Origin of the sequence: Burkholderia sp. Leaf177 (genome assembly GCF_001424345.1) — a bacterium.
Lineage (GTDB): Bacteria > Pseudomonadota > Gammaproteobacteria > Burkholderiales > Burkholderiaceae > Caballeronia.
Genome location: NZ_LMPF01000001.1, coordinates 323,182 through 345,637, shown reverse-complemented (window position 1 = coordinate 345,637; position 22,456 = coordinate 323,182). Strand labels below are relative to the sequence as shown.

Annotated in this window: 19 protein-coding genes and 3 tRNA genes; 13 read left to right on the top strand and 9 right to left on the bottom strand. The window is 59.7% G+C overall.

The window, feature by feature from the left end; translation table 11 throughout:
- Position 1: 1 nt before the first annotated feature.
- The 7 genes from aepY to ASG35_RS01550 form a co-directional block, all read right to left on the bottom strand.
- Positions 2-1,177 carry a phosphonopyruvate decarboxylase gene (aepY, locus tag ASG35_RS01580; protein ID WP_056352013.1) on the bottom strand — a complete coding sequence of 392 codons (1,176 nt, stop codon included), beginning with the start codon at positions 1,175-1,177 and terminating at the stop codon, positions 2-4.
- Positions 1,174-2,880, bottom strand: coding sequence for a phosphoenolpyruvate mutase (gene aepX, locus ASG35_RS01575; protein ID WP_056352010.1), 1,707 nt, complete (start codon positions 2,878-2,880; stop codon positions 1,174-1,176). The genes aepY and aepX overlap by 4 nt, the downstream gene beginning before the upstream one ends.
- A complete protein-coding gene (locus tag ASG35_RS01570; protein ID WP_056352007.1) occupies positions 2,877-3,644 on the bottom strand; it encodes a phosphocholine cytidylyltransferase family protein in 768 nt (255 codons plus the stop codon). The genes aepX and ASG35_RS01570 overlap by 4 nt, the downstream gene beginning before the upstream one ends.
- A 21-nt stretch (positions 3,645-3,665) precedes the next feature.
- Positions 3,666-4,673: a flippase-like domain-containing protein gene (locus ASG35_RS01565; RefSeq protein ID WP_056352003.1), complete on the bottom strand. Its 1,008-nt coding sequence runs from the start codon at positions 4,671-4,673 to the stop codon at positions 3,666-3,668.
- Positions 4,670-5,488: a HalD/BesD family halogenase gene (locus ASG35_RS01560; RefSeq protein ID WP_056352000.1), complete on the bottom strand. Its 819-nt coding sequence runs from the start codon at positions 5,486-5,488 to the stop codon at positions 4,670-4,672. Before ASG35_RS01560 ends, ASG35_RS01565 begins: the two co-directional genes overlap by 4 nt.
- Positions 5,485-6,192, bottom strand: a complete 708-nt coding sequence (locus tag ASG35_RS01555) for a CDP-alcohol phosphatidyltransferase family protein (protein WP_056351999.1) — start codon at positions 6,190-6,192, stop codon at positions 5,485-5,487. The genes ASG35_RS01560 and ASG35_RS01555 overlap by 4 nt, the downstream gene beginning before the upstream one ends.
- A gap of 199 nt (positions 6,193-6,391) precedes the next feature.
- Positions 6,392-7,126, bottom strand: coding sequence for a DUF4136 domain-containing protein (locus tag ASG35_RS01550; protein WP_056351998.1), 735 nt, complete (start codon positions 7,124-7,126; stop codon positions 6,392-6,394).
- Positions 7,127-7,387: 261 nt separating this feature from the next.
- Between ASG35_RS01550 and pepN the strand changes: the two genes are divergently transcribed.
- The 9 genes from pepN (at position 7,388) to ASG35_RS01505 (ending at position 17,990) form a co-directional block, all read left to right on the top strand.
- Complete coding sequence (gene pepN, locus ASG35_RS01545) at positions 7,388-10,099, top strand: aminopeptidase N (protein WP_056351995.1); 2,712 nt, start codon at positions 7,388-7,390, stop codon at positions 10,097-10,099.
- A 150-nt stretch (positions 10,100-10,249) separates the two neighbouring features.
- Entirely contained in the window at positions 10,250-11,275 is a 1,026-nt protein-coding gene (locus ASG35_RS01540) for a class 1 fructose-bisphosphatase (protein WP_056351992.1), read from the top strand.
- Positions 11,276-11,328: 53 nt separating this feature from the next.
- A tRNA-Thr gene (locus ASG35_RS01535) sits at positions 11,329-11,404 on the top strand.
- Positions 11,405-11,649: 245 nt separating this feature from the next.
- Positions 11,650-11,970 (top strand): hypothetical protein, encoded by a 321-nt coding sequence (locus ASG35_RS01530; RefSeq protein WP_442854794.1) that lies wholly within the window; start codon positions 11,650-11,652, stop codon positions 11,968-11,970.
- Positions 11,967-13,016, top strand: a complete 1,050-nt coding sequence (gene mdtN / locus ASG35_RS01525) for a multidrug transporter subunit MdtN (RefSeq protein ID WP_056351990.1) — start codon at positions 11,967-11,969, stop codon at positions 13,014-13,016. Before ASG35_RS01530 ends, mdtN begins: the two co-directional genes overlap by 4 nt.
- Positions 12,997-14,976, top strand: a complete 1,980-nt coding sequence (locus ASG35_RS01520; protein WP_056351987.1) for an FUSC family protein — start codon at positions 12,997-12,999, stop codon at positions 14,974-14,976. The genes mdtN and ASG35_RS01520 overlap by 20 nt, the downstream gene beginning before the upstream one ends.
- Complete coding sequence (locus ASG35_RS01515) at positions 14,963-16,516, top strand: TolC family protein (RefSeq protein ID WP_056351984.1); 1,554 nt, start codon at positions 14,963-14,965, stop codon at positions 16,514-16,516. Before ASG35_RS01520 ends, ASG35_RS01515 begins: the two co-directional genes overlap by 14 nt.
- A gap of 537 nt (positions 16,517-17,053) precedes the next feature.
- Entirely contained in the window at positions 17,054-17,200 is a 147-nt protein-coding gene (locus ASG35_RS31880; protein ID WP_200945671.1) for a hypothetical protein, read from the top strand.
- 190 nt (positions 17,201-17,390) lie between these two features.
- Positions 17,391-17,990: a chorismate mutase gene (locus tag ASG35_RS01505; RefSeq protein ID WP_056351977.1), complete on the top strand. Its 600-nt coding sequence runs from the start codon at positions 17,391-17,393 to the stop codon at positions 17,988-17,990.
- An 11-nt stretch (positions 17,991-18,001) separates the two neighbouring features.
- Here the strand turns inward: ASG35_RS01505 and ASG35_RS01500 are convergent, their stop codons facing one another.
- Positions 18,002-19,147 carry an exonuclease domain-containing protein gene (locus tag ASG35_RS01500; RefSeq protein WP_056351974.1) on the bottom strand — a complete coding sequence of 382 codons (1,146 nt, stop codon included), beginning with the start codon at positions 19,145-19,147 and terminating at the stop codon, positions 18,002-18,004.
- 303 nt (positions 19,148-19,450) lie between these two features.
- On the opposite strand from ASG35_RS01500, the gene ASG35_RS01495 reads away from it, so the two are divergent.
- Complete coding sequence (locus ASG35_RS01495) at positions 19,451-19,702, top strand: hypothetical protein (protein ID WP_056352870.1); 252 nt, start codon at positions 19,451-19,453, stop codon at positions 19,700-19,702.
- Positions 19,703-20,266: 564 nt separating this feature from the next.
- Positions 20,267-21,424: a porin gene (locus tag ASG35_RS01490; RefSeq protein WP_056351971.1), complete on the top strand. Its 1,158-nt coding sequence runs from the start codon at positions 20,267-20,269 to the stop codon at positions 21,422-21,424.
- An 83-nt stretch (positions 21,425-21,507) separates the two neighbouring features.
- On the opposite strand, the gene greB is transcribed toward ASG35_RS01490, so the two are convergent.
- Complete coding sequence (gene greB / locus ASG35_RS01485) at positions 21,508-22,068, bottom strand: transcription elongation factor GreB (RefSeq protein WP_056351969.1); 561 nt, start codon at positions 22,066-22,068, stop codon at positions 21,508-21,510.
- Between the two features lie 139 nt (positions 22,069-22,207).
- Between greB and ASG35_RS01480 the strand changes: the two genes are divergently transcribed.
- Positions 22,208-22,284, top strand: a tRNA-Arg gene (locus ASG35_RS01480).
- Positions 22,285-22,373: 89 nt separating this feature from the next.
- A tRNA-Arg gene (locus ASG35_RS01475) sits at positions 22,374-22,450 on the top strand.
- The last annotated feature ends 6 nt before the right edge of the window (positions 22,451-22,456 follow it).

Genomic DNA, 22,456 nt, shown 5'->3' with positions numbered 1-22,456 from the left:
TCTAGCGTCCGATATGTTTTTGCAAGCGCGCGCGCACGTCTTCCGGCGTGATCGACGGCCGTGGCAAGTCGCCCGGCGTGCCGATGCTGATCGACAGGCGCGCGAAGCGAACGCCATCGATATCATTCGCTTCGAACAATTGGTCGATCACCGAAAGGTCGTCGCCGTCGAGCGCCAGCGCGTACCCGCACGCCGACGCAATGCGCGCGAATTCCACGCCTTGCGACACGGTCGCCTGACCGCCGGTGGACTCGTGCGCGCCGTTGTCGAGCAGCACGTGCGTGAGGTTCGACGGGCCGTACGCGCCGAGCGTGGCGAACACGCCCATGCGCATGAGCGCGGCGCCGTCGCCGTCGAGCGCGATCACGTTCAGGTCCGGCCGCGATAACGCCAGACCAAGCGCCATGGGCGTCACGCATCCCATTGATCCAACGAGGTACAACTGGTTCTCGCGGTCATCGATTGCGTAGAGTTCGCGCCCGCAAAATCCCGTCGATGCCAGCACGACCGTGGAGTCTTTCGGCGTATGCGCGATCACGCGTTCAAGCGCGTCGTGACGTGAGGAAAGCTCTCCGCTCTCGAATTGCGTCCTGACTTCGGCGCGCTCGTTCAACGCCCGCCGACGCACGCCGCTCAAGCCTTTCTTCGTGAGCTTGAAAGGCGCGACGCTGCCCTTTTGCATCACAAGCGCGTACGGCCGGCCAGTGCTGTCCATGTGCGCGGTCGCGCGATCGAGCGCCGGGCCGATTGCATCGGCTTCGGTGGGGAACAATTCCCACGGAATTTCCATGGTGTCGAGCATGGCCGGCGTGACCGGACCCATCAGTGCGTGCTGGGGTTCATCGGCGACACCGGGCTGGCCGCGCCACGTAACAATCAGCAATTGCGGCAGCCTGAACGTCCACGTCAGCGACGTCAGCGGACTCACCGCGTTGCCGAGCCCAGAGTTCTGCATCATCGATACACCGCGCCGTTTTTTGAACGCACCCGATGCACCCAGCGCCACGCCCGCGATCAACGCAACCGCATCGCCTTCATTTGCCGCCGATACATAATTCAGCGACTCGTCCTGCAATACGTAGTTGATGAACGGCGTGAGGTACGAGCACGGCACGCCCGCGTACCAGTCAAAACCCCGCTCGCGCGCGGCTTCGACAAATTGTGCAGCTTCGATCACGCGCCTGCCTCCGCGCCCGCCGATCCGTTCGATCCGTACGGTGCCTGCCCGTGCGCGAAATCGCCGGCTTGACGCAGTTCGTCGAGATCGTTCACGCCGCGCCAGTGGCCGTGCACGTATTGCACTTCGATGCGCTCGCCTGCCTCGATCAGCGCGTTGAGCAACGCGGCCATGTCGAGCCTGGCGAAGTCATCGCGTTGCTGCAATTGTTCGAGCTTGGCGACCAGACGCTCGCGGCCCGCGCCACGCACATTGAGCAAACCCATCCATCGGCCTTGCGGCGTCTTCGATGCCACGTCCGCCGGACCAGCCGAACTCGTGACGCTTTCGAGCCAGACTTTCTGGCCGAAGAGCGCGCGGTCATCGGCGGTGGAGCAATATGCAAAGTCTGTGGATGTGACGCCTGCTTGCGGCGTTTGCGATGAATCCACGACCACGCAGAAGTCGCTGTCCGACTCGACCAAGTCGCGAAGAATGTAGCTGCGGAATAAAAGATCGCCGTAAGAAATCACGGTGTCCGCGGTGAACGATTTCGCGGCGCAAGCCAGCGAAGCTAGTTCGCCAGTTTGCTCGTGCTTGTCGTTCACGACCAGGCGAATGCCCGACGTATCGATAGCGTCCGCGCGATAACCGCCGACCACCGTGATGTCGTTGATGCCTTCCTTCTTGAACGCTTCCACGAGCCGGCGCAGCAGCGGCTTGCCGGCGATCGGCAGCATGACCTTGGGTTTATCGGCGGTGACGGCTTCGAGGCCTGCGCCCCGGCTCGCCGCCAGCACGACCGCGTTACGCGATGCACTCGCCGACGACAAATACACGCTCTCGGCCGTCGAATATTCTTCGGCGTCCTGCAGGCGGAAAATCTCGTTCACGCTCGCCACGCGGTCTTCCACGTTCACGAGCGTCTGGCTTGTGTGGATTTCCTTGGCGATAGCCTGCATGGTCGACGCCGCGCCACGGAGCAAATGGTTCGCCCAGATCACCGTGCTGATGCCAGCCTGGCGGAATACGTCGGTAGGCGTGCTGTAGTACTTGGTCGGCACGATCACGAGCGGCCCGCGGCCTGCCCATTCGCGCGCGAACGTGAGAATTTCGTCGGGCTTGGACAGCTTGCTGTGGATCAGGATGGCGTCTGCCCCGGCCTGCCGATACGCCTCGGCGCGCTTGAGCGCCTCTTCCATGCCCCAGCCGGCAATCAGCGCTTCAACGCGCGCGACGATGGAGAAATTCGGATCGCTTTGGGAATCCTTCCCGGCCTTGATCTTGCCGCAGAATTCGTCCATCTCGGCGAGCGGCTGGCGCTCGCCGTTCAGGAAACTGTTGGTCTTCGGGAACTGCTTGTCTTCAATGCACACGCCCGCGATACCGCGCTGTTCCAGCTTCTTCACCAGCCGGCGAACGTTGTTGAAGTTGCCGTAGCCCGTGTCTCCATCGAGCAGAATGGGAAGGTCGCTGGCATCGGCCATGAACTCGAGCGTGTCGACCACTTGCGTCCAGCTGGCTTCATTGTTGTCGCGCACGCCGAACTGCGCGGAGATCGTCAGGCCGGAACCCCAGATTGCCTTGAAGCCGGCTTCCTTCACAATGCGCGCCGACAAGCCGTTGTGCGCTTCCATCAGGAATTCAAGCTCGTTGCTTTGGAGCATTTCGCGCAGGCGAAGGGAACGGGCGTAAGCCGCGGGTAGTTGATACGGTGCGTTCATCGGAGGGCTCCAGCAAGCTGACGCAGTTGCGGCAAGACTTCGTCGGCCGCACGTTTAACGTCGTTTTGAAAATCGATTTCGATCCACGGCGCGCCGGTCACATCGGCGACGTCGAATATCTGGCTGCGTTCCAGCAGCAAATCACGTACGGCTTCTTCATGCGGCAAGTTCGCGCGGCCTGTCGCGACATAACCCGCGACAATCTCGGCCAGACGGCGTGCGGCGGTTTCATCGAAACGGAAAAATCCCACCGATTCGCCAATCACGTCGTACTGCAGATCCGCCAGCACCTGTTTGCGCAACTCCACCGGGACGCCGTTCGCCACGCAGAGTTTCACGGGTTCGTCGCCGGCTTCGAAATCACGGTCGATCAACAAGCGGTTCACCGGACCCGCGCCCGCGACCAGTGGTTCGAGAATACGTTCGTCGTAAAGCACGTCGGCGTCCATCAAAAGCACATCGCCGCCACGCGTCAGCGCTTCGGCCGCCGTATGCACCGACAACACGCTGCCGAGCGAAAACTCGTTGTTCACCACGACTTCCGTATGCGGCTTCCAGGCGATCGTGGCCAGTTCCGCTTCCACGACTTCGTGCTTGAAACCGAGCACGAAAACGATCTCATCGACGCCCGCGGTTTTCAGCAGTTGCAAATGACGTTCGAGCAGCGACGAATCGCCAAAACGCAGCAGGCACTTCGGCTTTTGCTGCCCTTCCGGCTGAACGAGACGTAATCCCATGCCGGCGGCAAGGATGATTGCGCGCATGTTGATCCTATGGATGAAGCTTTATTCGATATCCGGCACACGCGCGAGACGACGGCGCTGCCAGCCCTTTTCAGCGAAATGCAGATAAACGATGCCCGGCAGACCCAGCAGCAATTCGCGCGCGCGCTTGGCGAGCGAAAGCGCGAGAGCGGCTTCGGGCGGCAAACCGATCAGGCGCGCGAGCAGCAGATAGCCGCCTTCCTGCACGCCGAGCGAACCGGGCACCGCGAACGCCGCGCCGCGGATGGCCTGGCCGAGACTTTCCAGCATCAGCGCTTCGCCCCAGCCGACCGGCGAGCCGAGCAGATGCAACGCAAGCCAGACTTCACCCGTGCCCACGATCCAGCCAACCAGGCTCAGCGCAAAACTGGCGGCGACCGGTCCGGGTTTTTTGTAGAGATCGAGCACGGCGCCATCGACAGCTTCCGCGCGCGATACCAGCGACGACCAGTCGCGCTTCTTCGAAAAGCGCGCGGCGAACTGGGAAGCAAAGCGCGTTGCCCGTCCGAATAATCCGGCGCGTTGCGCGAAGAAAAAGCCGATGACCATCAGCGAACACACCACGATCACGATCAGCACCGGCAACAGCATGCCGACGCCCGACGCATAACTGCTCAGCAACGCAAGGCCGAGCATCGCGAAAATCATCTGGCCGACGGACTGCATGGTCGTGCTGACGGTGATGACGGCGGCGGCGTCGCGGGAACGCATGCCGCGCTGCGAAAGGTAACGCACCATCAGCATGGGACCGCCGATCTGACCGGCCGGCATCAGGCTGTTCACGGACTCGCCGGTCCAGCGCGCGAGCAGTGCGTCGCGAAATGTGACGTCGCGTTGATTACGGGCGAAGAGAATCTCGATCGCCAGTGCGTCGATTACCACTGGCAGGAAATGAAATGCCGCGACCGCGAGAAGTCCCCAGCCAGCAGCCGCCAGCGCCGAAGCGACGGAACCGAATCCCTGCCAGCCAAGCAGCGCGATGAACAACACCACGCCGAGCGACAGGAGGACAGTTCCAGCGCGGCTCATGCTGCGCTGTTCTTCCCGCCTTTGCGGCGGAACACCTGGCCGAAACCAAAGTACGCGATCGAATCCTTCATGTTCGAGATAAAGCGCTGCCACGGCCGCATATTCGGATTCGTGACGTACTCGAAGGTCAGCGATACGCGGAACTCGTTCCCGCGCGCAGGCGTGATGCGATGGCGAAGCTTGTCGCCATCGAAGAAAACAAGGCCGCCCGGTGGGATTTGAACCGAGCCGGGTTGGTCGGGGATCTCCGGTGTGCGCGTGTGCAGCTCGTAGTCAAGACGGCACGACGAATCGTCCATGACACCGAGCAACAGCGTGTAGCGGCGGCCTTCGTAGTACGACGTATCGTAATGCCAGCCGATGTGGTCCCCCGCCTTCGTATAAAAGTACAGTGCGTAGGCGTGTGGATCGTCTGCGGGAGACTCCTGAAGTGTGTCGCCGCTGATCTTTTCCAGCCAGCTGATCAGCGCCGGTGAACGATACAACTCGGCAATGAATGGCGCCAGTTCGTCGATTGCATGGCGGCTTACGCTGCCGCCTGCCTTATGCCCCGGAATGTAGTTCCGGTTGATCGCCGGCGTAACGGCGCGCACGGCTTCGACCAGCTTTTCGGTGAATTCGCGCGGCAAGAAGTCTTCAAGATAGAGGAACGCGCCCTGGTCATCGAAGGTCTTGTGCAGCTTTGCTGGCTGACGGTCCGAAGAGGAGCGCTCGAGATGCGCGGCCAGGGTTTCGTCGACAGCCTGCGGGCCCTTGCGGCTAACAGGATTGCCGCCAAAGGTGGGCGTGGGCGCCGGAGTAATAGTTGAATTCATTGAACAGCCTGCAAGTCTTGACCATCGGCGTCTTTATTGCGCGCATTGGAGGCCGTGTTCCGTGCAACGCGCCGTACCACGCGCTGATAGTCCACTACGACCCATACGGCAAAAAGCGGAGCGCCAATGGACGCCGCAATAAGGAACGGGGTCATGCCATTGAGCAGGGTCACCACCGGCAGCAGATACAAGACGTCTTCAGTTTCGAAGCCCGCCATGGACGCCTGCTTGGTCCCGGTCTTGCCCGCCATCGACTCAATGCGCATGCGTAGAAAAAAGATTAGCGCAACCGCCACGCCCGCGACGCCACCCAGCCACTGAGCCGGGACGATCATGGAAGGATGGTGAACACCCACATAAAAACCAAGCCCGACGAATAGCAATACGGTCACAAAAGAATCGCATGCGAGATCGTAAAAATGACCGATTTTGCTCGATTGACCGCTGATCCGCGCCAATTCGCCGTCCGTATGATCGACGAAATTCGATACCGCAATCAGGAAGGCGCCCAGGCTGCACGTCCAGAAAGTGCCAACCGAAAGATAGTACGCGCCCACCATGCCAATGAGCAGGCGCAAGGTGGTCAAGTGATTGGGGGTGATCGGGGTGCCAACGAGCGGCGTTACCAGGCGCCGGGCGAGTCGTGCATCCCAGGTTGGAGGCTCAGGAAGGGCACGGAATGTGGCGTTGCAGGGATTGTTCATCCTCGAAATATATCTCGTTTCGAATTTAATTGCATATATGGGGTCACCGGATTTAGTGCGCGCCAAGGCCGCATTTCGTTCAGATTTGGACACAAAGCATGCTGATTTTTAGCACCCGTTCGGATGTTTCCGCACGCCACGCTAAACGTTGAAAAGGCGAGACGACCGCAACCTCGTCGGTATTTTTTTCTTCCGATCCTTATTGAAGCGGTACAGGCACCGCTGCGGGTGCGCTCGCCGGCCTGCTGGCGTCGCCCGCCGCGACTGCGGTTTCGTTGCGGGCACCGCCGTTTTTATCGAGCGGAATCTTCACTGTGCGTACCGTCCCGTTACCCAACGGAAAGTCCGTCAGTGCGCTTCGGATGAGGTACGGCATTGCGCGCACCAAGGACGATTCGCCGCCCGAATTACTCGCGCTCACCTTGTACACCTCCCGCCCGCTCGCCCTGTCCGTCAAGCGGATCTGGAGGGCGTGGACGAACACCGGATAGCTTTGATCCACGTATCCTGCCGGTCCCATGTCCCAGCCGCCCCACGCCCCGTAACCGCCCCAGCCGTATGGGCGCCCGTACCAGCCGCCGTACATGGGCCACGGATCGTAATAGACCGGCTGCCGGACGGTCACGAAGTCACCGCGAATGGAATACGACAGCTCCACCCGGTAATTCGCGCTCGCGTCTGGCACCTGGCGAAACGCGTGCGTAGCGAGCTCATTGGCAACAAGCGCTTCATACGTTTTCTGTTCGATGCTGTTCTGTTGCTCTGCCGAACGCGCGAACGCATAAGTGCGCGTGGCGTCGCTTCCCGACCAGTCCGAAAATGCTGAGACCTGCGTCTGGACGTATGTCGTGCACCCGCCGAGCAGCGCGAAACCCGCGATAAGCGCAATGCGCGCCGCACTTTTCCATTCCCCGCACAACCGTCCGAACGTCATGGCCGACCTCTGTTTCCGTTAATTTCCAGCGTTGGATCCGCGAGCGGGCAGCGCCGGGTACCGCAGGCGCCGTGTTCATGTCGCCTTGTCCTGCCCGTTGAAAGACTGTAATGCCCTATCGACGTTTGGGAAATAGGCCAATCGGCCGACCCCTCCGGAATCGGGCCCACGTTTGCCCGCGCCTTTGTACAATGATCCGACACAAGGCCGCCTCGATTGACCCAAAGCCGAGGCACCGCTCTCAACTCAATTCGACCCGACATGTCCAACTCGACCGCTCCCGCCGTAATCCGCCGCGCCGACTACACGCCGCCCGCATTCCTGATCGATACCGTCGCGCTCGAGTTCGATCTCGTGCCTGAGCGAACCGTCGTTCGCAACACCATGCGTTTGCGCCGCAATCCCGACGCCGCGCCGGCCGCGAGTCTGGAGTTGATCGGCGAGCATATGGAGTTTATCGGCGCCACGCTCGACGGGCGCCCGCACGCGGACGTCCGTGTCAATGAGAACGGTCTGTCGGTAAGCAATATTCCGGACGCGTTCGAATTGACTATTGAAAGTACGTGCAATCCGGCAACGAATACCACGCTGTCCGGCCTGTATGTATCAAGCGGCAACTTCTTTACGCAGTGCGAAGCCGAAGGGTTTCGCCGAATCACGTATTTTCTCGACCGACCTGACGTGATGGCCACCTACACGGTCACGCTGCGCGCCGACAAGACGGCGTATCCGGTATTGCTGTCGAATGGCAATCTGATCGAGGAAGGCGATCTGGACAACGGCCGGCACTTCGCCCGCTGGGAAGATCCGTTCAAGAAACCGAGTTACCTTTTTGCCCTGGTCGCGGGCAAGCTGGTCAAGCTCGAACAGCGCATGAAGACGGGTTCGGGCAAGGAGAAACTTCTGCAGGTCTGGGTCGAGCCGCACGACCTGGACAAAACGCAGCACGCCATGGATTCGCTGGTGCATTCCATTGAATGGGACGAGCGCCGCTTCGGGCTGGAGCTGGATCTGGACCGCTTCATGATCGTCGCCGTGAGCGACTTCAACATGGGCGCAATGGAAAACAAGGGCTTGAACATCTTCAACACGAAGTACGTGCTGGCCAATCCGGAAACGGCGACCGATGTCGATTTCGGGAACATCGAAGCGGTCGTCGGCCACGAATACTTTCACAACTGGACGGGCAATCGCGTAACTTGCCGCGACTGGTTCCAGCTGAGCCTGAAAGAAGGGCTGACCGTGTTCCGCGACCAGGAATTTTCCGCCGATATGGCCGCCGGCCTCGAACCCGGCGCCGCCGCCGACGCTGCCCGCGCAACCAAGCGGATTGACGACGTCCGTGTCCTGCGTCAGATGCAGTTCGCCGAAGACGCGGGTCCCATGGCGCATCCGGTTCGCCCGGAAAGCTACGTCGAGATCAATAATTTCTACACGATGACCGTCTACGAGAAAGGCTCGGAAGTCGTGCGCATGTACCAGACGCTGCTTGGGCGCGATGGCTTCCGGCGTGGCATGGACCTTTATTTTCAGCGGCACGACGGTCAGGCCGTGACGTGCGACGATTTCCGTCACGCCATGGCCGACGCCAACAGCCGCGATCTGGCGCAATTCGAGCGATGGTACAGCCAGGCGGGAACGCCGCGCATAACGGTTCGCACCCAATTCGACGCAGCGGCGAAGCGATATTCGCTGACGCTCAAACAGGGCTACGGCGAAGCGTCGGAGGCCGCACGCGCGACGCAAAAAGGCCCGTTGCTGATTCCGTTCTCTGTGGGCTTGATTGGTAAAAGCGGCGCCGATCTCCCGCTGACACTCGAAGGCGAGAAAGAAGCGCAAGGCACGACCCGCGTGCTCGAATTCACGGAATCCGAGCAGACCTTTACTTTCGTCGACGTCACCGAAGAACCGCTGCCGTCGCTGCTGCGCAATTTTTCTGCGCCAGTGGTTGTCGAGTACGACTACACGAACGAGCAACTGGCGTTCTTGCTGGCGCACGACAGCGACCCGTTCAATCGATGGGAAGCCGGCCAGCGCCTCGCCACGCGTGAACTGCTTACCCTGACGGAACGTGCGTCGAAGGGAGAGGAGCTCACGCTCGACGATCAGGTTGTCTCGGCTTTCGCCCAGGTTCTCGACGACACCACGCTCACGCCCGCGTTCCGTGAACTCGCGCTGATGTTGCCATCGGAGGGATACCTTGCCGAGCAAATGGCCGTTTCCGACCCGGCCGCCGTGCATGCTGCGCGAGTGTTCGTGAGCAAACGCCTCGCGACTGGCCTGCGCGACCGGTGGCTCGCCGTCTACGAAGCCAACCGGACGCCTGGCGAATACCGCGCGACGCCAGACGACGCCGGCAAACGCGGCCTGAAGAATCTCGCCCTCGCCTACCTGAGCCAGCTCGATGACCCGGCGCGGGCCATCGAACTCGCAAGTGCGCAGTACGACGCCGCAAACAACATGACAGACCGCTCGGCGGCTTTGTCGGCATTGCTGACGGCGGGCGCTTCGGGCGCAGCCGATACCTCCGCCGCCAACGCCGCGCTCAGCGACTTCTATAAACGGTTCGAGAACGAACCGCTTGTCATCGACAAATGGTTCTCGCTGCAAGCCACGCAGCGTGGCGGGCCGAAACGCAATGTGCTCAATATTGTGCGCGAGTTGATGCAGCATCCCGCGTTCACGTTGAAGAACCCGAATCGCGCCCGTTCGCTGATTTTCAGCTTCTGCGGTGCTAATCCGGCGCAATTCCACGCGGCCGATGGTTCCGGTTATGCGTTCTGGGCGGAACAAGTGATTGCGCTCGACGCCATGAATCCGCAAGTCGCGGCACGGCTCGCCCGCACGCTGGAACAATGGCGCCGTTACACGCCAGCCTTGCGCGAAAAGGCGCATGCGGCGCTGGAACAGGTTGCATCGAAGGTTAAATCGCGGGATGTGCGGGAAATCGTCGAGAAAGCGCTCGGTCAATAATCCGCCTTGGGCTCTTGCTGTATTGAAACCGGCGCTTCGGCGCCGGTTTTTTGTGTCGAATAGGCGCCATGTTTTCTGTGACATCAAGACACACAACCCGAGCGGGTAGAATCTGGGGCATTCGTCTTAACGCTCCCGGAGCCCAACGCAATGTCGACCCCTTCATCGATTTCCCGTCGCACCACGCTGACCAAGTTGTTGATTGAGCAGCAGCGCGAACACCAGAACCTTCCCGCCGACCTGCGTTTGTTGATCGAAGTCGTGGCGCGTGCCTGCAAGCAGATCAGCTATCAGGTCAGCAAAGGCGCGCTGGGCGAAGCGCTCGGCTCGGCCGGCAGCGAGAACGTACAGGGTGAAGTGCAGAAGAAGCTCGACATTCTTTCGAACGAAATCCTGCTCGAAGCCAACGAATGGGGCGGCAACCTGGCCGCGATGGCATCGGAGGAAATGGAAAAAATCTTCCCGATCCCGAATCGTTACCCGAAGGGCAACTATTTGCTCACATTCGATCCGCTCGATGGTTCTTCGAACATCGACGTGAATGTGTCTATTGGAACGATCTTTTCGGTGCTTCGATGCCCGGATGGCATGGAACCGAGTGAAGAGGCATTCATGCAGCCGGGTTCGGCGCAAGTCGCGGCTGGCTACGCGGTCTATGGTCCTCAAACCGTATTCGTGCTGACGACAGGTTACGGCGTCAACTGCTTTACGCTCGATCGAGAACTGGGTTCGTGGGTGCTCACGCAAAGCAACATGCAGATCCCGACCGAGACGCGCGAGTATGCAATCAACGCATCGAACAGCCGTCACTGGTATGCGCCGGTCCAGCGTTATGTAAACGAACTGAACGAAGGCAAGGACGGTCCGCGCAAGGAAGACTTCAACATGCGCTGGATTGCTTCAATGGTCGCCGACGTGCACCGCATCCTGAATCGTGGCGGCGTGTTCATGTATCCGGCCGACAAACGCACGCCCGATCGTCCGGGCAAGCTGCGCCTGATGTACGAAGCGAATCCGATGGCGTTCATCGTTGAGCAGGCAGGCGGCGCTGCTACAGACGGCGCGCAGCGTATTCTCGACATCGTTCCGACCAGCTTGCATCAGCGCGTGCCGGTCTTCCTCGGTTCGAAGAGCGAGGTCGAGCGCGTCACGCAATATCACGCGGAAAAGAATTGACCCGAGGGCTTGCCAAACTCCGCGAAGGGTCCTTATAATCTCGTTTCTCTGATGCCGGAATAGCTCAGACGGTAGAGCAGCGCATTCGTAATGCGAAGGTCGGGGGTTCGATTCCTCTTTCCGGCACCAACAGAATCAAGCATCAAGCCCAGTCACTGCGACTGGGCTTTTTGTTTTGTGGATTCCGTTTCGAGCACATATAAATCCCCAAACATCGTGCATATCTCATAATTTCTATTTACTGCACGTTCTCCTCAAATACGCACTAAAAATTGCGCATTTCCGGAACTTGTCGAAATGAATTTAACGCGCTGGTAAAGTGCCCCTGATTAACATTGCTTCCTCGGGGTCCTTTTCAACCAAACGCGTCCGCGATGCCATCCAAGCCAATTCGAACGAGCGCCCGCGACCCAATCGTTTATCGCAGGCGGCGTCTTCCTGCTACCTCCGCCCTCACCTTGTTCATGCAGGGATGCACGATGCACGGCGCGCCTTCGTATGAAATCTTCGGCGCTTACTTTCCCCTCTCGTTGATAAGCGGGTTGGTCGGATTCGTTGCAGCGCTCATCGCACATCGGATATTCGTTTCAACCGGCTACGCACAGGTCGTCCCGTTTCAGCTCTTTGTCTGTATGGCTATCGGCGTGATGGTTGCCGCGCTTTTCTGGCTCGCGGGAACAGGGCACCTCCTATGAAAATCGCAGGCAAGCGCCAAGGGTCTGTAAAAGGCCGCGCAATCGCGGGCGTGATCATCGTGCTCGGACTGGCGGCGGCATATTTCGCCTACGACCGGACAACGCGCTTTCCCTCGACCGATGACGCGACAATCGATGCCGATGTCGTTCACATCGCGTCGCCGGTCGGTGGCCGTATCGTCCGGTTGCATGTGACTGACAACCAGCGCGTTGCTAAAGGCGATGTGCTTTTTGAAGTCGATCCGGTTCCGTTCCGTCTCCTCGTTGCACAAACTCAGGCCGACCTCGATCTGGCCCGAGCGGCGCTCGAAACGCGCCGCAAAAGGATCGTCGGCGAGCGTGCGAACGCGGTCATCGCCGGCGATCAGAGCGGGAAAGCCGCGCGCAACTACGAGCTCGCTACGCGCAGTGTTCAGCGCCTCACTCCGCTCGCGGCAAAGGGCTACGTGCCCGTCCAGCAACTCGATCAGGCGCAAGTCGCGCAACGCGATGCCGCGCTGTCTCTCAAACAGGCACAGGAACAGAAGCAGGCGAGCGCGCAGACGATCGGCGACGATGCTGGCGAAATCGCGATCGTGGTTGCACGTGAGGCTGCGCTCGCGATCGCACAACACAGCTTGGAGTCGAGCATCGTGCGCGCGCCGCACAATGGATTTGTCACGGGCCTTTCGGTGCTCGCGGGCGAAACAGTTGCGCCGAATCAGTCCGTCTTCACGCTCGTCCATTCGGACGAATGGTTCGCCGTCGCGAATTTTCGCGAAACGGAACTTGCGCGCATCCAGCCCGGCGATTGCGCGACCGTCTATTCCATGATCGACCGAAGCCGCGCGATCCACGGCAAAGTGACGGGCATCGGCGCGGGCGTGTCCGATTCCGACCGCATCAATCTGCCGCGGTCGTTGCCTATCGTGCAGCAATCGGTGAACTGGGTGCGCGTCGCCCAGCGTTTCCCCGTGCGCGTGCGTCTGGACGAGCCGGCCGCGCAACTGGTCCGCGTCGGTGCGAGTGCGATGGTCGAGGTGCGGCATGGCGCTGCCTGCCGCTGATCGTGTCCGGCCTGGCGCCGCCGACATCCTGAAGCTGCTCGCGCCCTTTCCCGGACGTGCCGCAATGGCGTGCCGGATCGCGTTGATCTGCGCGCTGACAGCATATGTGACGAGCGCCTACGGCACGATGGAAGCCGCCATCTCAGCGTATGTCGTGTTCTTCCTGAATCAGCCGGACCGGGTGATGAGCATCGTGCAAGGCGTTGCGATGCTCGTGCTGGTGACCGTGTTTATCGGCATTGTGCTGGTCGTGGCCATGTTTGCTCTCGACAACCCTCTTTGGCGGGTTGCGTGCATCGCGGGGCTGTCGTTCGGACTGCTGTTCGTGACTTCGGCGAGCAAGCTGCGGCCGGTGGGCGCGATCTTGGCGATGATCATCGGTTTTTTGCTCGATGAACTCGGCAGCGTCCCGTTCGGCGAAGTGGCAACGCGCGCCCTGCTCTACGCCTGGCTGATGACGGCGATCCCGTTCGCTGTATCGGTTTGCGTCAACCTGCTCCTGGCGCCGTCGCCGCGGCGGCTCGTGGGCCGCGCGCTGGGAAGGCGTTTGCGGATTGCGGCGCGAGCTCTGCTGAAGGCAGAAGAAACACGCGACGCACTGAAGGCGTGCCTGCGCGAGGGCGATGCATCGATCCGCACGTGGCTGAAGCTTTCGGCAGTCGATGGCTCGTCGGCACGCGCGGATATCCCTGCGCTCGGGGAAGCGACTTCATCGACGCTCGCAATTCTTGTCGCAGTCGATCTCGCGGCACGCGAACCGTCGGGGCGGCTGCCGGCATCATTCGCCGCGCCGATTGCCGAGGCGCTCGAAAACATGGCGCGCATGCTCGAAGCCGGGGGTTATCCGGTCGATATCGAACTCGATCTGCCCGACATAAAAGAACTGCCCACGCTCGCGCGAATCGCGGTCGAGGATCTGCAGCGCGCGGTCACCCGGTTCGCGGTGATCGAAACCGATGCCAATACGGAAAGCCCACGACCCGCCGCCAAGTCCGGAGGGTTCTTTCTGCCCGACGCTTTCACGAACCCCGAGCACGTCCGCTACGCGCTGAAAACGACGGCGGCCGCGATGTTCTGCTATCTGCTCTACACGCAGATCAACTGGCCGGGCATCCATACCTGCTTCATCACCGTCTATATGGTGTCGCTCGGCACAACCGCCGAAACCGTCGAAAAAATGACGCTGCGCATTGGCGGGTGTTTTATCGGCGCGATTCTCGGCACGGCTGCAATCGTGTTCATGATGCCCGTGACGACGTCCGCTCTCGGTTTGATGGCGATTGTGTTTATCGGCTCGTGGTTCGCGGCGTGGATCGCTTTCGGCTCGCCGCGCATCGCGTATGCGGGATTTCAGATTGCGCTGGTGTTCTTCATGTGCGTGATTCAGGGGCCGGCGCCCGCTTTCGATCTGACCATCGCGCGGGATCGCACGATCGGCATCCTGATCGGCAACGTGGTCGTGTATCTGATCTTCACGCGCGTTTGGCCGGTGAGTGTTGCAGGGCGCGTCGATGCCGGTCTTATCGCGCTGAAACAGCAATGGAAAAAGATCGCGACGCTCGCTGACAGTCGCGCTCGACGTATGCAGGCAGCAAGCGCCATGGCGCGTCTCGGCGCGCTCGAACAGGATCTTGCGATGATGCATTACGAGCCCTCGTGGGTTCGCCCGGATGCGCAGTGGATCGCTGAACGCCGCAACGCGCTGGCCAAGCTCGGCGTGCTCGAAACGCCCATTTTCTTACTCGCGGAACGAAATTCGGGCGATACCGCCATCGATGCCTGGATGGATCGTCTTTCGAGCGAAAACGGTAGCAGCGGCGCCGCCGCAATGCCGCCAGCCGAAACCGAAACCGACACATTCGCCGCTTTGCAGAACCTCGGCAATTCGCGCCTAAGCCAACTGGAACACGCCGCGCCGACCAACGCGGCGAAGGGCTTCACCACTCATGCCGCGGCTTAAGCCTTCCTTCGCGCTTGCAATCCTGACGGCAGGTTTGGCCGGCTGCGCTACATCGTCTATCGATATGGCGCCGGAAAGCCCCAATCACCCGTGGCAGCCGAAGACGGACGCGGCTGGCGCCATCGTGCCGGGTCCGGCAGCGAGATCAACGGCATCAACATCAGTACTGGCAAGCAGCTACCAATTGCCTGCGAACCCCGCGCTCGCCGCCGTGCCGCCTCCCGTCGCGCTGTCCCAAGGGCACGCGTACGGGCTAGCCGAACTGATCGATATGGCGGAAGCGGCGAATCCGCTGACTCGCATCGCATGGAACGATGCACGCAACGCAGCACTCGCCGCAGGCATCACAAAAAGCGCTTACCTTCCGCAATTGTCGATAGCAGCAATGGGCCAGTACGCGAACGCCCAGGGCCCGAACTCATCGGCGCTCGATGGATCTTCGGCGAGTGGATCGGGACATGGCGCGACATCGGTGTTGTCGCTGCAATGGCTCCTGTTCGATTTTGGCGGACGCGCGGCCCGCGTCGAGGCTGCGTCGCAGGGATCGGTGGTGGCGAACATCGGCTTCACCGCGGTTCATCAGCAAGTGATTTTCGACGTCAGCGTCGCGTTCTATATGTATCAGGCGGCGCGCGCGCGCATCGTCACGACCCGGCAAGGTCTCGATAACGCCGACGCAATCCACGCGGCGGCGCAGTCGCGTTACAAGCATGGCATTGGCACGGTGATCGAAGTCGCGCAGGCCGCGCAGAACCGGGCGCAGGCGAAGCTCGCGCTGGTGCAGGCGCAAGGCGTAGAAAGCAACGCTTATCTGGCGCTGATTTCCGCAATGGGAATATCGCCGTTATCGAAACCCGCGATCGCGGAAATGCCGGCGCGCGCGCTTCCCGCGCCCGTGAGCGATTCGATAGAACGGATTGTTTCGGATGCGATCGCGCGCCGTCCCGACGTCCTGAGCGCCTACGCCGCAGAGCGGATCAACTTTGCCAGAGTGAAATCGGCCGAGTCGGAATTCATGCCGAAGGTCTTTCTGGCGGCGAACGGTGCATACAACACGGGCAACTCTTCGATATCGGCGGTGCCGGGCATCGGCCAGCAATTGCCGACGGTGAATCTGAGCGGCGGGCGTTACGGCGGCAGCGTGATCGTCGGCGTAACGATTCCGCTGTACGACGGCGGCTTGCGCCAGGCCGTTCTCGCGCAAACACGCAACGACGCCGACAGCGCATCGACGCGCCTTGTCCGAAGCCGCGAGGACGCGGTCCGCCAGATCGTCGTGGCGCAGAACACGCTGCAGACGAGTCTGGCTGCGAACGCCGCCGCGAGGGAATTGCTGGGCGCCGCGCAGACCACCTACGACGCCGCATTCGATGCCTACCGCCAAGGTGTCGGCTCGATCACCGACGCCCTGCTCGCACAAAACCAGTTGCTCGTAGCGAAAAACGCAAACGCGGACAGTTACAGCGGCGCGTTATCGGCCGCCGCAGCTTTGGCACTTGCCACGGGCGCCATCGACTCGATCGCAGCGCAATCCAACTGATACCGCTTCCAACGATAAATGTTTTGCCGTAACGCTTAGCGTCACGTAGTTAAAGTAACGCTTTAAGCTCGCGGCTTAAATTGGTCGCAAAAAAAACATTTTCGCGTCGCTTTATCGATGTTTCGGATTTAGCTGATTTGCGAACATCCGTTTGTATGTCAGTGTGCGTTTCCAGACACATCGAAATCAGAAAGTTTTTTAAAAGATAATAAATCGGTCAACCGGGCCGAAATACTGCCGTTATCAACATAAGAAGGACGAGGTTATACGGCGGTTTGCGCCGCGGGAGTAACGCGTTTGGCGCATTGAGATGAGTTTGAAGCGCTTGATGAAATATTTGCCGCAAAGCAACATTCGGTATCGGCAATAAAGGGATAACGGCAAATACCTGGTTATTAACTGTGACACGTTTAAGTCACGCCATTGGTGTTCCGTTAAAGCAACAAAGGAACAGGGAAAAGTTCCAGCCGCGCATTCGACGCTAGCGCGAAGCCAGAGTCGAGATTGATAATCGACCTTATACAAGGAGAGAAAGTGATGGACGCCAAACCGACCAAAATCCCGGCACCCGACACGGTGCGTTGTCCGGATCAAGACCCGGTCGCAGTCGAGTTCCTTGCGGAATTGCCTGAGCACGTCCGGGCTTTCTTCGACGAACAACGCAACCTGTGCGACTCGAAGTAATTCGTGCAACTCGTCGCATGCGTTGCGCGCATGCACGTTCCATGCGGACCCTGAGCGGACTGCGGCTTTTGCACGCTTGAACATCGCGGCATCTCTCTTTAGCGGTGCCGCGTTGACACGCGTGTATCGCGCAAAACCAACATTCAAACCTTGAGTTAAGCTGCGGCTCTTTGCACGCTACCAGCCACTCATGCTTTCCACTTCATTCCTGCGGGCCATTGCTGTAACGGCGACGTCCATGACGATCGTCGCGGCGTTTTCATCGAACGCATTCGCTGATGGCGACGATACCCCGCTCACCAATCTCATTGCGTTGTCGTCGCAACGGTTGGCCTTGGCCGAACCGGTCGCGCGCTGGAAGTGGGCGCGTCACGAATCCATCACCGATGAACCTCGCGAAGCCGCGCTGCTTGCACGCATCGATGCGCGTGCGAAGGCGGCCGGGATCGATCCGGCGTTCGCACAAGCTTTCTTTCGGGATCAGATCGAGGCGAGCAAGGACGTGCAGAACGCCCTCTTCGATAACTGGCGCAAATCCCGGCCGCCTGAAGGCACGCCTCCGGATCTCGCCCGGGATACTCGCCCGCAGCTCGACCGCGTAACGGACTCGCTTTTGCGCGCGCTCGCTGGCGTGGAGCAGTTGCGTCACGCCGACGATTGCCCGCTGCGTCTCGCCGACAGCATCGCGCGATGGAAACACATGACGCGTTACGACTCGGCTCAGAACGCGCCGCTTGCCCGCGCGTTGTCGCACGTCTGCGCGGCTGGCGGCGTGGGCGCTGTAGGTTAGATGCTTGTGAGTTAGGCGACTTCGCGATTGAACGGAACCGCGGCGCCGAGCGGCACGATCTTCAATCCGCGCGACAAACGCTCGCTGAGAATCCGGTAAGTCGCCAGCTCGAAGTTCGCCGATACCGAAGACGAACGCAGGCGCGCGGCTTCATCGAGCGATGTTGCCGTGCCGAAAAATTGCCAACCATCGACGACATGCCAAACGCGTTGGCCCGTCTCGGCGTTCACTTCTTCGATAGCAATCGCCCCGGGATACATCCACGGTGCGCCGCGCGGATCGTCGCGACGTAGTTTCGAACTGCGGTTGTGCGCCGGACCAAACCGCGCGATCGAACGCCCTTCCTCGAGCATCGCGCCAATCTCGCCGCCCGTCGCGGTCCACTCCACGCGCCTGACCAGTTCGGCGAGCCGCAGCTCTTTCGCCGATCGCTTCACGCCCGACAAATGCGCGCGCACCCGCTGACGCAAGCGCACGCTGCGCCCCACATACAGCGGAACGTCGTTTTCACCGTAGAACACATATACGCCGCAACCCGCCGGGATGCGCTCGATCGTGTCTTCATCGATATCCCCAGCCAGCCGGAAACGACGCGTCACCTGTTCTATATGGCCGCGCAGGATATCGGCGGAATGCGTGCTGTGAAGGTGCTGCCAGAACTGCCAGAGAAGATCGGCGTCGGCGAGTGCGCGATGGCGCGCGAACGGGACAAGCGCGTGCCGTTCGATCAGCGCATCGAGACCATGCCGCCGTTCGGCTGGGTAGATCGCCCGCGACAATTGCACCGTGCACAGCACGTCCGGCTGGAACTTCATGCCCGCGCGCTTGAATTCGCTGCGCAGGAAGCCGTGATCGAAGCGCGCGTTGTGCGCCACAAACAATCTGCCGTGGAGACGCGTCAGAAGATCCTGCGCGAGGGCATCGAAAGTTGGCGCTTCGCGCACCATCGAATCGTTGATTCCGGTGAGCTGCTGGATGAAAAATGGAATGGGCTGCTGCGGATTGACGAGCGAACTCCACTGCGTCACGCCAGATGGCCCTACTTCAACAACGCCAATTTCAGTGATTCGATGAACACCCAGGCTGCCGCCCGTTGTTTCCAGGTCGACAAAAACCAGCGGCTCTGCGGAGAAGAGATTGGGAACGATTGGGAGCAAGGGTGCTGACCGCTAAAAGTGAAGTGGAATCCGATCTTGCATTTTATCCCACGGTAAAGCGGGTTCCTTAATCTCCTGCAATTCGCACTATTGAATGCGAAGGACGAAAGGCGGATTCATCGCAACAATTGCCCTTCTAAGCCAACTCTATATGGATTCGGAAGTATTTACCCGGGTTGTAACCGGATTTATCGAATCGTAAGCGTTTACGAGTCTTGTTACCGAGGGCGACCGTCGGCATCATAAACGTGTACCGCAAACACTTTTTAAGGAGGTCAGGCCGTGACGACCGAACTCAAAAGCATGTTTTCGTGGATCAGGACTTGGGTGGCCCCTCAGCCCGCAGTGGAAACATCGGAAGCACAAACGACGTCTTTACTGGATTTCGATCCTGCATGGCATGGCGATCATTGGCAAAACCTGTTGTCCTCTCCAATGGATGCCCGCCGTTACGTAATGGAAGACTGGACGATTTCGAGCCCGGCGGTTTTTGATAACAGCAAGCCCGTCGAAACGCCGGAGCATCCTGAAGAGGAAATGGAACTCGCCTATTAGGTTTCGCAGAGACTACTAATTAGATAGCGCTCGGAGCGAATCCCCGTGGATTTGCTTTGAAAAAAAAAAGCGCGACTGGGAAGTCGCGCTGACAAGGTTTGGAGATCTTTTCCGTCAACGAAAAAGTCTGCTTCGGAAAGCAGCGATTTAAGTATAGCCATGCATCAGACGAGAATCATCCCCAGTTCTGGCAATCATCTATTGCGGTTCCGTCAACAATCGACATTTCGGATTATTGGCGTTGTATTTTAACTATAGAACTTGTAGCAATTGCGCAACGACACTTTGTTGACACGCGCCTTGTGTTCTTCTCAATCCCCCGCAAACCCTTGCCAGTAAAGCCCTCTCCGGGATTTTCCCATCATTGCCGATAACAGAATACTTTATTGCGGAAATCGGAATGCCATCGCTGTAACACCGTCTTTACACTTCGTCTGGTCCGGAAACGACTGTGTCAATTCATTGCACATGAAATCACCTGACAGCGCCTCTCGCAGCGCGTCGGAGTGAAGGTTTCCTTCAAGCCTGGGTTGTCAGACCCAAACTGCTCTCGGAGTTACAAAGATGAAAAAGACTCTCATGGTCGCCGCCCTGTCGGGCGTATTTGCAACCGCCGCTCACGCACAAAGCAGCGTGACGCTCTACGGTTTGATCGATGCTGGCCTGACGTACACGAACAACCAAGGCGGCGAACACAACTTCAAGATGACGAGCGGTTCGGTGAACGGCAGCCGTTGGGGCTTGCGCGGCGCTGAAGACCTCGGCGGTGGCCTGAAGGCAATCTTCACGTTGGAAAACGGCTTCAGCATTGCTAACGGCACGCTGGGTCAAGGTGGTCGCGAATTCGGCCGTCAAGCATTCGTTGGTCTGTCGAGCACGCAATACGGTGCTGTAACGCTTGGTCGTCAATACGACTCAGTGGTTGACTACCTGGGCCCGTTGGCTCTGACCGGTACGCAGTACGGTGGTACGCAGTTCGCCCACCCGTTCGACAACGACAACCTCGACAACTCGTTCCGTATCAACAACTCGATCAAGTACCAAAGCGCGAACTACGCTGGCTTCAAGTTCGGTGCTCAGTACGGGTTCTCGAACCAGGCTGACGGTTTCTCGAACAACCGGGCTTACAGCGTTGGCGCATCGTACAACTACGGTCCGTTGAACATCGCTGCTGCTTACTTGCAACTGAACAACAACGTCACGGGCGCTGGTGCTGCTGCAGCACTGTCGAACAGCGGCGGTGCAGTTGCTGGCGACAACACGTTCGTGGCTGGCCTGCAGCGCACGTTCGGTGCTGGCTTGAACTACGCGTTCGGCCCGGCAACGGTTGGCTTCGTGTTCACGCAAACGAAGCTTGAAGACGCAGTTGGCATCTCTGGCGGCGCAATCAGCGCAACCAACGGTGTTGGCCTGACGAACAACTATGCTCGCTTCAACAACTATGAGTTGAACGGCCGTTACGCGCTGACCCCGGCACTGAGCCTGGCAGGCGAGTACACGTACACGGACGCACGTCTTGACGGCGCGAAGCCTTCGTTCCATCAGTTCGCCCTGCAAACGGCTTACTCGCTGTCGAAGCGCACTGACGTGTACCTGCAAGGTGAATACGTTCACGCGATTGACCTGGGCGACACCGGCCTCGGCGCTCCGATCACGGGCGTAGGCATGTCGTCGACCCCGAATCAAGTGTCGGCAACGGTTGGCATTCGTCACCGCTTCTAAGCTTCGATTCAAGCAGTACCGATGTGAAAAAAGCGCCGCTTGCGGCGCTTTTTTTTCGTCCCGAGCTTTTACGCTCTTGGCGCTCAAACCTTCGGCGGATAGTGCACGTCGAGAATATCGATCTGCTGCACGCCGGCCGGCGTGTGAAGCGTCACCGTGTCGCCAACCTTTGCTTTGAGCAGCGCACGCGCGATGGGCGATATCCAGCTCACGTGTCCAATGTCCAGATTCACCTCGTCCACGCCGACGATGGTCACCGTCTGCTCTTCCCCGTCGTCGCCGGCGTACGCTACGGTCGCGCCGAAAAACACCTGATCGACATTCTCCTGCCGGCTGCTGTCTACCACTTCGGCCAAGTCCAGCCGCTTTGTCAGGAAACGGATACGCCGATCGATTTCGCGCAAGCGCCGCTTGCCGTAGATGTAATCGCCGTTCTCCGACCGGTCGCCATTCGAAGCCGCCCACGAGAGCAACTTCACGACATCCGGACGTTCCACATCGAGCAGATGCAGCAGTTCGTCGCGCAGACGCTGATGCCCCGCAGGCGTAATGTAGTTTTTGGTACCGGGTGGAACGCCGGGTGGCTGTTCAATATCGAGGTCGTCGTCACTTTCGTCCGACTCTTTGACAAATGCTTTATTCATGGTGCAAACCGCTCAAAATGACGTGTAGAAAAGCGAGAACGCTCCCAAGCAAGGTAACACGAAGGAGATCGGCATTACAGAAATCGCGCCATGACTCTTCCTTTTTTGGGAGAGCTTGGCTATACTCTTGGTCTCGCGTGCGGCTGTAGCTCAGATGGATAGAGTACTTGGCTACGAACCAAGGGGTCGTGGGTTCGAATCCTGCCAGCCGCACCACTTTTTCAAAGCGCTTTGTTGGCCGAACACTGCAGGCGTTTCACGTATTAGTTTGTCGTTGTCCGTTTTTGTATTACCCTGTTGCACATGCGGCTGTAGCTCAGATGGATAGAGTACTTGGCTACGAACCAAGGGGTCGTGGGTTCGAATCCTGCCAGCCGCACCAATTTGA

Excerpts from the sequence above, each read along its gene's own strand:
- aepX (WP_056352010.1), bottom strand. The coding sequence starts at position 2,880 with ATGAACGCACCGTATCAACTACCCGCGGCTTACGCCCGTTCCCTTCGC.
- ASG35_RS01570 (WP_056352007.1), bottom strand. The coding sequence starts at position 3,644 with ATGCGCGCAATCATCCTTGCCGCCGGCATGGGATTACGTCTCGTTCAG.
- ASG35_RS01565 (WP_056352003.1), bottom strand. The coding sequence starts at position 4,673 with ATGAGCCGCGCTGGAACTGTCCTCCTGTCGCTCGGCGTGGTGTTGTTC.
- ASG35_RS01560 (WP_056352000.1), bottom strand. The coding sequence starts at position 5,488 with ATGAATTCAACTATTACTCCGGCGCCCACGCCCACCTTTGGCGGCAAT.
- ASG35_RS01555 (WP_056351999.1), bottom strand. The coding sequence starts at position 6,192 with ATGAACAATCCCTGCAACGCCACATTCCGTGCCCTTCCTGAGCCTCCA.
- ASG35_RS01550 (WP_056351998.1), bottom strand. The coding sequence starts at position 7,126 with ATGACGTTCGGACGGTTGTGCGGGGAATGGAAAAGTGCGGCGCGCATT.
- pepN (WP_056351995.1), top strand. The coding sequence starts at position 7,388 with ATGTCCAACTCGACCGCTCCCGCCGTAATCCGCCGCGCCGACTACACG.
- ASG35_RS01540 (WP_056351992.1), top strand. The coding sequence starts at position 10,250 with ATGTCGACCCCTTCATCGATTTCCCGTCGCACCACGCTGACCAAGTTG.
- ASG35_RS01530 (WP_442854794.1), top strand. The coding sequence starts at position 11,650 with ATGCCATCCAAGCCAATTCGAACGAGCGCCCGCGACCCAATCGTTTAT.
- mdtN (WP_056351990.1), top strand. The coding sequence starts at position 11,967 with ATGAAAATCGCAGGCAAGCGCCAAGGGTCTGTAAAAGGCCGCGCAATC.
- ASG35_RS01520 (WP_056351987.1), top strand. The coding sequence starts at position 12,997 with ATGGCGCTGCCTGCCGCTGATCGTGTCCGGCCTGGCGCCGCCGACATC.
- ASG35_RS01515 (WP_056351984.1), top strand. The coding sequence starts at position 14,963 with ATGCCGCGGCTTAAGCCTTCCTTCGCGCTTGCAATCCTGACGGCAGGT.
- ASG35_RS31880 (WP_200945671.1), top strand. The coding sequence starts at position 17,054 with ATGGACGCCAAACCGACCAAAATCCCGGCACCCGACACGGTGCGTTGT.
- ASG35_RS01505 (WP_056351977.1), top strand. The coding sequence starts at position 17,391 with ATGCTTTCCACTTCATTCCTGCGGGCCATTGCTGTAACGGCGACGTCC.
- ASG35_RS01495 (WP_056352870.1), top strand. The coding sequence starts at position 19,451 with ATGTTTTCGTGGATCAGGACTTGGGTGGCCCCTCAGCCCGCAGTGGAA.
- ASG35_RS01490 (WP_056351971.1), top strand. The coding sequence starts at position 20,267 with ATGAAAAAGACTCTCATGGTCGCCGCCCTGTCGGGCGTATTTGCAACC.
- greB (WP_056351969.1), bottom strand. The coding sequence starts at position 22,068 with ATGAATAAAGCATTTGTCAAAGAGTCGGACGAAAGTGACGACGACCTC.